This window comes from Streptomyces sp. NPDC002564 (assembly GCF_042889645.1).
Classification (GTDB): Bacteria; Actinomycetota; Actinomycetes; order Streptomycetales; family Streptomycetaceae; genus Streptomyces.
In genome coordinates this window covers 342,394-355,024 of sequence record NZ_JBIARE010000007.1, presented here as the reverse complement: position 1 = coordinate 355,024, position 12,631 = coordinate 342,394, and the positions used below count along the sequence as shown (strand labels likewise).

The window sequence follows — 12,631 nt, the reverse complement described above, 5'->3', positions numbered from 1 at the left end:
CATGAGCGGTGCACGTGGCGCGACGGCGCGCCGCCGGTTCGCCGGTGTGGTCTTCCTGGTCGTCCCCGCCCTGCTGGTGTGGCTCGCCGTCGCCGTCTACGACAAGCAGTTCACCGACTCCGCCCGGGTGGTCGTGGAGACCGGCAGCGTCGGCAACGAGATGCACCGGGGCGCCGAGGTCAAGCTGCGCGGAGTCGTCGTCGGCGAGGTCCGCTCGATCGACGCCACCGACGACGGCGCCCGGCTCACCCTCGCCCTGCGCCCCGGCACCCTCGACCGCATACCGGCCGACGTGCGCGCCCAGATGCTGCCGACCACGCTGTTCGGCGAACGCTTCGTCGCCCTCGTACCGCCCCCGTCGCCCGCCCCGCGGACGCTGGCCGCCGGTGCCGTCATCCCGCAGGACCGCTCCGCGAGCGCCGTCGAACTGCAGCAGGTCCTCGACAACGTGCTGCCGATGCTCACCGCGGTCCGGCCGCAGGACCTCTCCGCCACCCTGTCCGCCGTCTCCCAGGCCCTGGAGGGACGCGGGGAGCGGCTCGGCGAGACGCTCACCCTGCTCGACTCGCACCTGCGCAAGTTCAACCCCCACCTGCCCACCCTCAACCGCGACCTGAAAGAGCTCGTGAAGGTCAGCCACGTCTACGCCGACGCCGCCCCCGACGTCCTCACGGCGCTCACCGACTTCACCACCACCAGCGGCACGCTGGCCGAGAAGGAGAGCGAACTGTCCGGCACCCTCGGCGCCACCACCAGGACCGCCGAGGACCTGACCGCCTTCCTGCGGCAGAACGAGGACAACATCATCCGGCTCTCCGCCACCTCCCGGCCCACCCTGGAGCTCCTCGCCGAGTACTCCTCGGCCTTCCCCTGCACGCTGCGCACCCTCGCCGACTTCGTGCCGGCCATGGACAAGGCGCTGGGCAAGGGCACCGACCGGCCGGGGCTGCACGTCGACGTCACCACCACCCCGTCCCGCGGCGCCTACCGCCCCGGCAAGGACACCCCCTCCTACGGCGCGGGCGGCGGCCCCCGCTGCTACCCCGTGCCCTACCTCGGCGTCACCGCGAAACCCGCCGTCCCCGCCCCCGCGACGGCCGGGCAGGACCTCGGCCCCGCCAACTCGCCGCAGGAGAACGACCTCGTCAACGAACTCCTGGCCCCCGCCACCGGCAAGGCACCCACCGCCCTGCCCGAGTGGAGCAGCCTCCTCGCGGGCCCGGCCCTGCGGGGCACGGAGGTGACCCTGCGATGACGCCCCGGCCCACCACCGCCCACACCCGGCGCCGCCCGCTGACCGGCCCGGTGCTCAAGTCCCTCGTGTTCCTGGTCGTCACCGCGCTGGCCACGGCCGTCCTCGGGCTGAGCGTCTCCGGCACCGGCGTCGGCGAGAACACCCTCTCGTACAAGGCGCTGTTCACCGACGCCACCGGTGTCATCGACGGCGACAGCGTACGGATCTCCGGGGTCGAGGTCGGCGAGGTCACCGACGTCCGCGTCGTCGACCGGCGCACCGCCCAGGTCACCTTCACCGTCCGCGACGACCGCAGCCTGCCCACGTCCACCACCGCCGCGGTGAAGTACCTCAACATGGTCGGGCAGCGCTACATCGCCCTGGACCGCGGCAGCGGCGACCTCTCCGGGACGCTGGAGGCGGGCGAGACCATCCCGCTCGACCGGACCGTGCCCGCGCTCGACCTGACCCTGCTCTTCAACGGCTTCAAGCCGCTCTTCGAGGGCCTCTCCCCGAAGGACGTCAACGAACTCGCGGGATCCATCGTGCAGATCCTCCAGGGCGAGGGCGGCACCGTGGACAGCCTGATCCGCCACATCGGCTCCGTCAGCACGACGGTCGCCGCCAAGGACAAGGTGATCGGGCAGGTGGTGAAGAACCTCAACACGGTCGTCACCACCCTCAACGACCGCGAGGACGGATTCGACGACCTGGTGGACACCCTCCAGAAGCTCGTCACCGGCTTCAACGCGGACCGCAAGCCGCTCGGCAAGGCCGTCACGGCCATGGGCGACCTGACCACCGTGACCGCCGACCTCCTCCAGGAGGGCCGCGCGCCCCTGAAGAAGGACATCCGCGAACTGGGCCGCCTCTCGGACCACCTCGGCGGCGCCACCCCGCAGATCGAGGACTTCCTCGACCGGACCCCCGCCAAGCTGACCGCGCTCGGCCGGCTCTCCTCCTACGGCTCCTGGTTCAACCTCTACCTCTGCGAGGCCCGCGTGGACGGAGTGACCACCTCCACCGGCGCGAAGCCACCGACCGGCATCGCCGTCACCGAAGCGAGGTGCGGCGCATGACCCTGCTGACGCGGCCCGAACGCCCCGACACCCCCGCTCCCGCGCCCCGCCGCTCCCGCCCGCCGCGCCTCAAGCCCGTCAGGGAGCGCAGCCCCATCGCGGTCGCCCTCGTCGGCCTGCTCCTGCTGGCCCTGCTCACCGTGTTCGCGTACAACGCCGACCGGCTGTCCCTCACCGGCGGCGGCACCACCTACAGCGCCGACTTCACCGAGGCGGCGGGGCTCGACGAGGGGGACGAGGTGCGCGTCGCAGGCGTCAAGGTCGGCGAGGTCACCGGCGTCGCGCTGGACCGGGGCCGGGTCAAGGTCAGCTTCGAGGTCAAGGACGCCTGGATCGGCGACCGGACCACCGCCGCCATCGCCATCAAGACGCTGCTCGGCGACAAGTACCTGGCCCTGGACCCGCTCGGCACCGCCGAGCAGGACGCCGGCCACCGCATCCCGGCCTCCAGGACCACTTCGCCGTACGACGTCACCCAGGCGTTCCAGGACCTCGGCTCCACCGTCGACGCCATCGACACCCAGCAGCTCGCCAAGAGCTTCGAGACGATCTCGAAGACCTTCGAGAAGTCGCCCGCGCACGTCCGCAAGGCGGCCACCGGACTCTCCGACCTGTCCCGGTCCGTCTCCAAGCGCGACCGGGAACTGTCCGAACTCCTCAAGGGCAGCGCCCGGTTCACCAAGACGCTGAAGGACAAGAAGTCCAGCTTCGAGACCCTCATCGAGGACGCGGGTCCGCTGCTCGGCGAGCTCCAGGACCGGCGCAAGGCCATCACCGCACTGCTCAAGGGCAGCCGCGCCCTCGGCACCCAACTGACCGGCCTGGTGGACGACAACGAGAGACAGCTCGGCCCCACGCTGAAGGCGCTCGGCCGCGTCACCACCGTCCTGCAGAAGAACAGCGGCCAGCTGGACCGGACGCTCGCCCTCGTCGGCCCCTACTACCGGCTCGTCGGCAACAGCCTGGGCAATGGCCACTGGTTCGACAGCTACCTGTGCGGAGTGGTGCCCCGCGACTACCTGCCCGCGCGGTCCGGGCCCACGACGTCGTGCATGCCGCCCAAGCAGTCGGCGGCCCGGGGGAGCGGTGCGCGATGAGCAGACGCAGAAAACTCCTCGCCGCCGTGATCGCCCTGGTCGTCGTCGCCGCCGGCATCGTCACGGTGCGCGCCCTGGACTCCACCGGCACTCGCATCACCGCCTACTTCGACCGTGCCGTCGGCATCTACGCCGGTTCCGACCTGCGCATCCTCGGCGTCCGGGTCGGCGAGGTGAAGTCCGTCCACCCCCAGGGCACCCGGGTACGGGTCGAACTCGCGGTGGACGACGGAGTCCGCGTACCCGCGTCGGCGCGGGCCCTGGTGGTCGCGCCCAGCATCGTCGCCGACCGCTACGTCCAGCTCACCCCCGCCTACCGCACCGGCCCCGCCCTCGACGACGGCGCCGTGCTGCCCGCCGCACGCAACCGCACCCCCGTCGAGATCGACCAGCTCTACGCCTCCATCACCGACCTCGGCGAGGCGCTGGGGCCGGACGGCGCCAACTCCTCCGGCGCCCTGTCCGACCTGCTCAAGACCGGTGCGGCCAACCTCGACGGCAACGGCGAGGACATCGGCCGCAGCATCGAGGAGTTCGGCAAGGCCACCAAGACCCTCGACGGGTCGAGCGACGACCTGTTCGCCACCCTGCGCAGCCTGCAGACCTTCACCACCATGCTGAAGAACAAGGACACCGACGTCCGCACCGCACAGGAACGACTGGACACCGTCGTCGGCTACTTCGCCGACAACAAGGACGACCTCGCGGGCGCGCTCAAGGAACTCGGCACCGCCCTCGGCAAGGTGAAGACCTTCATCAAGGACAACCGCGGCGAGCTGAAGGGGAACGTCGACCGGCTCGTCCCGATCACCAAGACCCTGGTCCGCCAGCGCGCCGCGCTGGCCGAGGCCCTCGACGTCGCGCCGCTCGCCGCGGGCAACCTCGTCGGCGCCTACGACTCCGACAGCGGCAGGATCGACGGCCGCGCCAACCTCAACGAGATCAGCATGGGCGGCCCCCTGCTGCCCCTGCCGGCCACCGGCGGCTCCACACCGTCGCCCCCGGCCTCACCTTCGGCCTCGCCCTCGGCGACCGGGGAGGGAGAGCGGTGAAGCGCGTCCCACGACGCAGGGGCCCGGCCCCGGAGCCGGCGGACGCCCCGGGCACGGATTCGACGGGTGCCACCGACGAGGACCGCGCCGACGGGCCGCGCGGCACGGTACGGCGGCGGGTGCTCACCACCGGCGCCGCCACCGGCGCGGGCCTCGGCGGCCTCCTCGCCCTCGGCCTCGGCTTCGCGCTGGCCTTCGGCGCGTTCACCGTCAGCGCCCCCCGCTTCGACGGCATCGAGGACCTGCCCCTGCCGGGCGGCGCCGACCTCGGCTCCCACCCCTACACCGTCACCGCCGAACTCGACGACGCCCTCAGCCTGGTGCCGCACGCCGCCGTCAAGGTCAACGACGTCGCCGTCGGCCGGGTCAGCTCCATCCGCCTGGGCGGCGACGCGTGGTCGGCCCGCGTCACCATGGAGATCAACGGCGACGTCCGGCTGCCCCGGGACGCCGGGGCCCGCCTGGAACAGTCCAGCCTGCTCGGCGAGAAGTACGTCAGCCTCGTCGCACCGCCCCGCTCCTCCGCCCGGGGCAGACTCGGCGACGGCGCCGTCATCCCGCTCGCCCGCACCGGCCGCAACACCGAGGTCGAGGAGGTGTTCGGCGCGCTGTCCCTGCTGCTCAACGGCGGCGGCGTCAACCAGCTCAAGACCATCACCGGGGAACTCAACAAGGCCCTCGGCGGACGCGAACCCGAGGTCCGCTCCGTGCTGCGGCGGGTCGAGAAACTGGTGGGGAACCTCGACGACCACCGCGGTGACATCACCGACGCCCTCGACGGCGTCAACCAGCTCGCCACCACCCTCGCCGATCGCAAGGACGACGTGCGCACCGTCCTGACCGACCTCTCGCCCGGCCTGAAGACCCTGCACGAACAGCGCGGCTCCCTGCTGACCATGCTGCGCTCCCTGGACACGCTGTCCGGGGTCGCCGTCTCCACCGTCAAAGCGAGCAAGGACGACATGGTCGCCGACCTCAAAGCCATCGCCCCCACCCTCAAGGCCCTCGCCGACGCGGGCGAGGACCTTCCCGACTCCCTCCAGGTGCTGCTCACCTATCCGTTCACCGACGAGGTGATGAACGGGGTCAAGGGCGACTACCTCAACGTGTACCTGAAGATGACGGCCGTGCCCGGCACCCAGGTGATCCCGCCCCTCGTGCCGCAGACCCGCCCCTCGCCCACCCCGACGCCCACGGCGGGGAGCGAGCGGCGCGCGGCATCCGGCAAGCGGTCCGGCCCCGGCGCCACGGCCTCGCCCTCGGCGCCGCTGCCGCTGCCGTCCGTCTCGACGCCCGACTCCGGGTCCGCGTCGGGCCCCGCCTCCGCGCCGGCGCGGGCCGGGAACTCCGGGAACTCCGGGAACTCCGGGAACTCCGGGAACTCCGGGAACTCCGGGAAGGGGGACGCGCAGAGATGATCACCCTCGCCGTACGCCTGAAGAACCTCGCCTTCCTCCTCATCGCCGTCCTGGTCCTCGGCTTCCTCGGCATTCGTTACGCGGACCTCGGCCGGTACGTCGGCGTCGCCGACTACTACACCGTCAAGGTCGAACTCGCCCGCACCGGCGGCCTGTTCACCCACTCCGACGTCACCTACCGGGGCGTGTCCGTGGGCCGGGTCGGGCCGATCGAGCTCACCGCGGACGGCGTGGTCGCGGAGCTGCGCATCAAGAAGTCCGCCCCGCGCATCCCCTCCGACACCCGGGCCGTGGTGGCCGGGCTCTCCGCGGTCGGCGAGCAGTACATCGACCTGCGCCCCGAGAGCGACGACGGGCCCCACCTCGTCGACGGCGCCCGGATCGCACAGCCGGAGACCGAGGTGCCCGCGCCCGTCACCTCCGTGCTCACCAGCGTGAACGACCTGGTCCGTTCCGTGCCGCTGAAGGATCTGCGCACGGTCGTCGAGGAGTTCGGCAAGGCCTTCCAGGGGCACGGCGACGACCTGCGGGTACTCCTCGACAACGGCAGCTCCTTCATCGAGGCCGCCGACCGCAACCTGCCGTCGACCACCCGGCTGCTCGACGACGGCGAGACCGTGCTGCGCACCCAGGCCGAGGAGGCGAAGGCCATCCGCGGCTTCGCCGACGGCGCCACGGACCTCGCCCGCACCCTCAAGGGCTCCGACGCCGACCTGCGGCGCCTGCTCACCGTCACACCGGACGCCGCCACGCAGGTCAGCGGCGTGCTCCGGGACCTGGACCCGAGCCTCGGCGTGGTCCTCGCCAATCTGCTCACCACCTCCGAGGTCGCCGTCACCCGGCAGCGCGGCATCGAGGAACTCCTCGTGAAGTATCCGGCGGCCGTCTCCGCCGGAGCCACCGCCGTCGACGGAGGAACGATGAAACTCGGCCTGGCCGTCACCTTCTTCAAGCCGCTGCCGTGCACCGACGGCTACGGCGGCACGCGGTACCGGACGGGCCTCGACCTCGGCACCGCCCCCGCCCTCAACACCGCCGCCCGGTGTACGGCACCGGCCGCGAGCGGCGTCAACGTACGCGGGTCCGCGAACGCGCCCCGGGGCGGCGCGGTCCCCGACCCGGCGAGCCCCGGCTCCCTGCTCTCGGGCAGCGGGGGCCCGGGCGGTACGGGTGCGGCGGGGGCGGCCCCGTCGAAGTCCGGCGCGTCCTTGCCGGGCGCGCTGGCCCTGCCGGGCACGGGCGGCACCGGGGCGAGTGGGTTCGCGGGGCTGCTCGGCGCGGATCCGGCCGGCTCGTCCGGTCCGGGGGCGGGCCGGTGAGGCGGGCGCGCGTCCTGACCGGGGCGGGACTCGCCGTGGCGCTGGCGTTCTGCGGCACCGGGGCGTGGACGTACGCGCAGGCGCGGGGCGACGACTCCCTCGCGTACGGCCGTGAGCGCGACGAGGCGCTGGCCGACGGGCGCACCGCGATCGCCGTGCTCAACACCCTCGACGCCTCGTCCCGGCAGCGTGCGCGGGCGGGCATCGAGGACTGGCGTGCCGCGTCGACCGGGCCGCTGCGGGACGAGCTGCGCGAGACCGCACCCAGGACGGGGGCCTCGGCGCGGGGCACGGTCACCGAGGCCGCGCTCACCGGCCTCGACACCCGCGCGGGCACGGCCAAGATCATCGCCACCGTGCGTGTCGAGGTCACCCCCGAGGGCAAGAAGACGCCGACCACGGACCGCAAGCGCCTGGAGGCGGTCCTTGCCCGCACGGGCGAGGGCGAGTGGAAGGTACGGGCACTGAACGCGGTACCGCTCGCGCGGACGGCGAAGGGGGACGAGGACTGATGGCACGACTGCCGCAGCTCGGACTGCGCCGGGGGCCGGTCGCCGGTGCGGAGGAGGGGGCGAGGCCCGAGCGGGGTGAGGGGGGCACGGAGGCGGTCGAGGGGGTCGCGGAGGCGGTTCCGGAGGCGCCGGGTCGGGAGGGGCCTGACGTGGCCTTGAAGGCGGACCCCGAGGTGGCCGCGGACGCAGGCTCCGACGTGGCCTCGAAGGCGGACCCCGAGGTGACCGCGGACGCAGGCTCCGACGTGGCCTCGAAGGCGGACCCCGAGGTGGCTTCGGAGGCGGGCTCCGGGGTGGCTTCGGCGGTGGATGCTGACGCGGATTCGGGGGAGGCCTCGGAGGAGGGGCAGGGGGAGGGTTCGGCTGGTCGTGGGGGTGGGCTGCGACGGTCGCGGGTCCTCGTCCGGTACGTCGTCCCCTCCGTGTGCGCCGCTCTGCTCGTCCTCGGCGGCTCCGGATTCTTCTACGGGGCACACCAGTTGAGGTCCGATCCGTCCGCCGGGAACCAGGCGCTGACCGACGCGGAGGAGACCACCCGGGTCGCCGGTGACGTCGGCAACGCCCTCGCGCACATCTTCTCGTACACGCCCGACGGCCTCGACACCACCGAGAGCGCGGCGCGTTCGGTCCTCGCCGGGCGGGCGGAGCGCCAGTACACGGAGCTGATGGGCCGGGTCCGCAAGGACCTCGCCGCGCGGCGCGTGACCCTCAGCACTCAGGCCGTACGCACCGGAGTGATCGAACTCGACGGGGACCGCGCCCGGTTGCTGGTCTTCCTCGACCAGATCTCGCACCGCGGAAAGGCGGACACCGCCGCGGCGGCCCAGCTCACGGTGACCGCGCAACGGGAGGACGACCGGTGGCGAATCGTCGACATCAGGACCCGCTGAGCGGGCGCGCGGAGAGGAGAACAGGGATGAGACGCGGCACGGGCGTACGGGCCCGGCTCGGGGCATCGCCGGTCACGGCCCTCGCCCTCGCACTGGCCCTGATCGCGGGCGGTTTCGCCGCGTGGACGGGGTGGGGCTGGTACCGGGCGGCCCACGACGACAGCACGGGCTACGCCGAGCAGCGCGACGCGGCACTCGCCGCCGGGGAACAGGCCGTCCAGAACCTCAACACGCTCGACCACCGCGGCATCGACCGCGGCCTGGACCTCTGGGAGTCCTCCACCACCGGGGAGCTGCACGAGCAACTGGTTTCCGGACGGGACAAGTTCGCCGCCCAGGTGAAGACCGCCAAGACCGTGACCACGGCCAAGGTGCTCTCGGGCGCGCTCACCGAACTCGACGACCGGGCCGGCCGGGCCCGCGTGCTCGTGGCCCTGCGGGTGACGGTGAAGGCGCCCGGCGACGCGAGCACCGACAAGGACAGCCGGATGCTCGGCGAACTGACCCGCACCGACGGCGACTGGAAGCTGAGCGCCCTGGGCCAGGCCCCGGTCGGCGGCACGTCGGCCGGCTGACGGCCGCAGGAGAGGACGACACACGATGCCGACGACCCGCCACCACCTGAACAACCTGCGCCGCCGCCAGGCCCGCGAGGCCCTCCGCACCCCGCCCGCGACGGAGGGCTCCGCGCCCCGCGGAGCCCCGCGCTCGTCGACCGCCACCGAGGTCGCCGAGACGCCCGAGGAGACGCGCGCCCAGCCGCGGCCCGCGCGCACCTGGCGTCCGGGCCCCGGGGCGACGGCGACGTCGCGACCAGCCTCACCGACTCCCGCCACGACAAAGGCCGGAGCCGCGGCCACGGACACGGCCAAGGAAGCGGCGGAGACGGCGGACGCGGCAGAAACAGCCACGGACAGTACGAGCACGGCCAAGCCCAAGTCCACGTCCACTTCCCCGGCCAAGTCCAAGTCCAACGCCAAGTCCAAGGCCGCGGAAGCGAGTACGGCCGAGGCCACGGACCCACCGCGCGAGAAGACGCGCCGACCGTCCGTCCGCAACCGCACCCTCGTGGCCCTCTGCCTGGTGACGCTCCTCCTCGGCGGCTTCGCCGGCTGGGCGCAGTCCCGCGCCGACGCGCTGAACGACGCCCCGGCCGCCCGCAATTCCGCCCTCTCCGACACTGCCCGCACCAGCGAGATCAAGGGCCAGGCGGCGAAGGCCGTCGCCGTGCTCTTCTCGTACGACCACGCCGACGCGGGCACGTACGACAAGACCGCGAAGCGGTGGCTGACCGGGCGTGCCGTCGCCCAGCACCGGGACCTGCTCGGCGGCATCCGCACGCGCGCCGACCGGCAGAAGGCGGTGATCACCACCACGGTCACCGACAGCGCCGTCGAGCGCATCGACGGCGACCGGGCCCGCGTCCTGGTCTACGCCGACCAGAGCAGCGTCAGCACGGCCGGCGGCAAGAAGGCCGAGGACAACGGCTCGTATGCCGGGGCGATGCTGGCCGTCGACGTCGAACGGCACGGCGGCCGCTGGCTCGTCTCGGGCATCGACACCTTCAGCCGCTGACCCCGCCCGCGGACCAGGAACAGAGAGCACCAGGACCAGCAGGGAGTGCCCCACCCAGCAGGGAGAGACAGACCATGCCCGAAAACCGTGCCCGACGCCTGCCCGCACGGACCCGTCAGGGGCTGCGGGCCACCGCGGTCGCCGTGACCGCGGTGGCGGCGCTCACCGCCTCGCAGGCGCCCGGGTTCCCCCACACGGAGATCGCCCGCGCGGCTGCCGCCGACGACGCCCCCGCCCCGGCCGCGGACCCCTCCTACTCGGAGGCCGCCCCGCCCGATGACGGCTCGTACCACACCGAACTCCCGCCGCTGGTGTCGCCCGACGCCCCGGCGCGCACCGAGCGGGCCGTCCACGCGGGCGCCCAGGCGGGCATTCCGGGGACCGTGCTGCGCGCCTACCGGGCGGCGCAGCGGTCCGTCGGCCGGACGGATCCCGGCTGCGCGCTGCCGTGGGAACTGCTCGCCGCCATCGGCAAGGTGGAGTCCGGACAGGCGCGCGGCGGCTCGGTCGACCGGAACGGCACGACGCTCGGCCGGATCACAGGACCGGCGCTCGACGGCCGGAACTTCGCGCTGATACGGGACAGCGACGGCGGCGTCCACGACGGCGACACGGTGTACGACCGGGCGGTGGGGCCGATGCAGTTCCTGCCGTCGACGTGGGCGGGCTGGGGCGCGGACGGCAACGGGGACGGCCGCGAGGACCCCAACAACGTCTTCGACGCGGCCCTGGCCGCCGGGCACTACCTGTGCGCGGGGGGACGCGACCTGAGCCGGGCCGCCGACCTCGACCGGGCGGTCCTCAGCTACAACCACTCGCGTTCCTACCTCGAACTGGTCCGCTCCTGGCTGGCCTTCTACCGCGGGGGCGTGCACGCGGTGCCCGACGGCAAGGGCGTCATCCCGCGCTCCCCGGGAGCGGGCGGCGACCAGCAGGCGAAGAAGCCGGTCGACAGGGACGGCCGCGGGGGCAAGGCCGGCAAGGGCGGCAAGCACGGCGACGGGAAGAACGGGAAGGACGGGCACAAGGGCGGAAAGGGCGGTGACGGCGGCATCATCATCGGCCCCGACCCGGGCAGACCGTCCCCTTCCCCCTCCCACTCCTCGCGCCCCTCACCGACCCCGCATCCCTCCCCGTCGGACCCCGGCCCCTCCCCGTCCGACACTCCGTCGCCGTCCCCGTCGGACCCCTCCCCGTCCCCGTCGGACCCCTCCCCGTCCCCGTCCACCCCGCAGGACTGCCCGACGGACTCCCCGGGCCCCTCGCAGAGCCCCGACGCCCCGCCCACGCCCACCCCGGACCCGACCGACCCCGGACAGGAGCCCTCCTGCCCGGACTGACGGGGCTGGCCGGAAATGGAGGGTGGTGCCTGACCGCCCTCGGCTACGCCTGGGCGACCGTCACGTTCCACCGCGACCCGAAGGAGCGAAGCAGCCGCGGCAGCGTCCGCCGGAGCGGGGCGGCGTCCTACGACACCACGTCGGGGGACGCCGCCCGCCCGTCGTTCCCCCGCGCGCCGCCGACCACCAGCACGATCTTTCCGCGTACGTGCCCCTCCTCGGCGGCCCGGTGGGCCTCCGCGATGTCGGTGAGCGGGAAGGTGCCGGCGACCGGCAGAGCGAAGCGGCCCGATTCGATCAGGGCGCCGATGTCCGTCAGGGCGTGGAGCGCGCGGCCCGTGTCGCCCCTGCTGAACCGGACCCCGTGCTCCTGCGCGCCGCTGAAGTCGGCGATCGTCACCACGTGCTCCGGGGCGCCCGCGAGCTCGATGAGTTCGGGGAGGATGCCGCTTCCCGCCACGTCCAGGGCGAGGTCCACGCCGTCGGGGGCGAGCGCGCGGACCCGGTCGGCCAGGCCCTCCCCGTAGGCGACGGGTTCGGCGCCCAGCGAGCGGAGGTAGTCGTGGTTCACCGGGCTCGCCGTGCCGATGACCCGTGCGCCGCGCCCCACCGCGAGCTGGACCGCGGCCGCGCCGACGCTCCCGGACGCACCGCTGACCAGCAGCGTGCCGCCGTCAACGCCGAGCTGGTCCAGCGCCCGCGTGGCCGTCTCGACGGCCGCCGGGAGCGCCGCCGCGCCGGGGAAGTCGAGCGAGGGCGGGACGGGCGCGTAGTACGAGAGCACCGCCAGTTCCGCCTGGGCCGCGCCCTCCGTGCAGAAGCCGAAGACCCGGTCGCCGAGCGCCACGTCCCGCACGTCCGCGCCGAGTTCGTCGACGACGCCCGCCGCCTCGTACCCGAGGGTCTGCGGCAGCTCCTCGTCCATCAGGCCCCGGCGCTTCTTCCAGTCGCTCGCGTTGACCCCGGCCGCGCGCACCGCGATCCGGATCTGGCCGGGGCCCGGCCGCGGATCGGGGAGTTCCGCGATCTCCAGGACCTCCGGTCCGCCGAACCGGGTGAAACGTGCTGCCTTCACGGTGCGCTCCTCTCGCGGCCGCCGGGTGGCTCTTGATCGG

General features: G+C 73.6%; 12 protein-coding genes. 11 read left to right on the top strand and 1 reads right to left on the bottom strand.

Going from position 1 to position 12,631, the window contains the following annotated elements; genetic code table 11:
* The first annotated feature begins 1 nt into the window (after window position 1).
* The 11 genes from ACFYXE_RS25705 to ACFYXE_RS25655 all read left to right on the top strand — a co-directional run bounded on the left by ACFYXE_RS25705 (window position 2) and on the right by ACFYXE_RS25655 (window position 11,516).
* Window positions 2-1,255: an MCE family protein gene (locus tag ACFYXE_RS25705; protein ID WP_389316023.1), complete on the top strand. Its 1,254-nt coding sequence runs from the start codon at window positions 2-4 to the stop codon at window positions 1,253-1,255.
* On the top strand, window positions 1,252-2,313 hold the full coding sequence (locus tag ACFYXE_RS25700; protein ID WP_389316021.1) for an MCE family protein: 1,062 nt from the start codon (window positions 1,252-1,254) through the stop codon (window positions 2,311-2,313). Before ACFYXE_RS25705 ends, ACFYXE_RS25700 begins: the two co-directional genes overlap by 4 nt.
* On the top strand, window positions 2,310-3,410 hold the full coding sequence (locus tag ACFYXE_RS25695; protein ID WP_389316019.1) for an MCE family protein: 1,101 nt from the start codon (window positions 2,310-2,312) through the stop codon (window positions 3,408-3,410). The genes ACFYXE_RS25700 and ACFYXE_RS25695 overlap by 4 nt, the downstream gene beginning before the upstream one ends.
* On the top strand, window positions 3,407-4,462 hold the full coding sequence (locus tag ACFYXE_RS25690) for an MCE family protein (RefSeq protein ID WP_389316017.1): 1,056 nt from the start codon (window positions 3,407-3,409) through the stop codon (window positions 4,460-4,462). The genes ACFYXE_RS25695 and ACFYXE_RS25690 overlap by 4 nt, the downstream gene beginning before the upstream one ends.
* Before the next feature lie 119 nt (window positions 4,463-4,581).
* Window positions 4,582-5,880 carry an MCE family protein gene (locus ACFYXE_RS25685; RefSeq protein ID WP_389316283.1) on the top strand — a complete coding sequence of 433 codons (1,299 nt, stop codon included), beginning with the start codon at window positions 4,582-4,584 and terminating at the stop codon, window positions 5,878-5,880.
* Window positions 5,877-7,199, top strand: coding sequence for an MCE family protein (locus ACFYXE_RS25680; RefSeq protein WP_389316015.1), 1,323 nt, complete (start codon window positions 5,877-5,879; stop codon window positions 7,197-7,199). The genes ACFYXE_RS25685 and ACFYXE_RS25680 overlap by 4 nt, the downstream gene beginning before the upstream one ends.
* Window positions 7,196-7,711: a hypothetical protein gene (locus ACFYXE_RS25675; RefSeq protein WP_389316013.1), complete on the top strand. Its 516-nt coding sequence runs from the start codon at window positions 7,196-7,198 to the stop codon at window positions 7,709-7,711. Before ACFYXE_RS25680 ends, ACFYXE_RS25675 begins: the two co-directional genes overlap by 4 nt.
* A gap of 245 nt (window positions 7,712-7,956) precedes the next feature.
* Complete coding sequence (locus ACFYXE_RS25670) at window positions 7,957-8,601, top strand: hypothetical protein (RefSeq protein ID WP_389316281.1); 645 nt, start codon at window positions 7,957-7,959, stop codon at window positions 8,599-8,601.
* Window positions 8,602-8,627: 26 nt separating this feature from the next.
* A complete protein-coding gene (locus ACFYXE_RS25665) occupies window positions 8,628-9,176 on the top strand; it encodes a hypothetical protein (RefSeq protein WP_361164530.1) in 549 nt (182 codons plus the stop codon).
* A gap of 25 nt (window positions 9,177-9,201) precedes the next feature.
* The gene (locus ACFYXE_RS25660; RefSeq protein WP_389316011.1) at window positions 9,202-10,176 is read left to right on the top strand and encodes a hypothetical protein; all 975 of its coding nucleotides are present in this window, start codon (window positions 9,202-9,204) and stop codon (window positions 10,174-10,176) included.
* 74 nt (window positions 10,177-10,250) lie between these two features.
* Window positions 10,251-11,516 carry a lytic transglycosylase domain-containing protein gene (locus tag ACFYXE_RS25655; protein WP_389316009.1) on the top strand — a complete coding sequence of 422 codons (1,266 nt, stop codon included), beginning with the start codon at window positions 10,251-10,253 and terminating at the stop codon, window positions 11,514-11,516.
* 127 nt (window positions 11,517-11,643) lie between these two features.
* On the opposite strand, the gene ACFYXE_RS25650 is transcribed toward ACFYXE_RS25655, so the two are convergent.
* The gene (locus ACFYXE_RS25650) at window positions 11,644-12,591 is read right to left on the bottom strand and encodes an NADP-dependent oxidoreductase (RefSeq protein ID WP_389316007.1); all 948 of its coding nucleotides are present in this window, start codon (window positions 12,589-12,591) and stop codon (window positions 11,644-11,646) included.
* Between the last annotated feature and the right edge of the window lie 40 nt (window positions 12,592-12,631).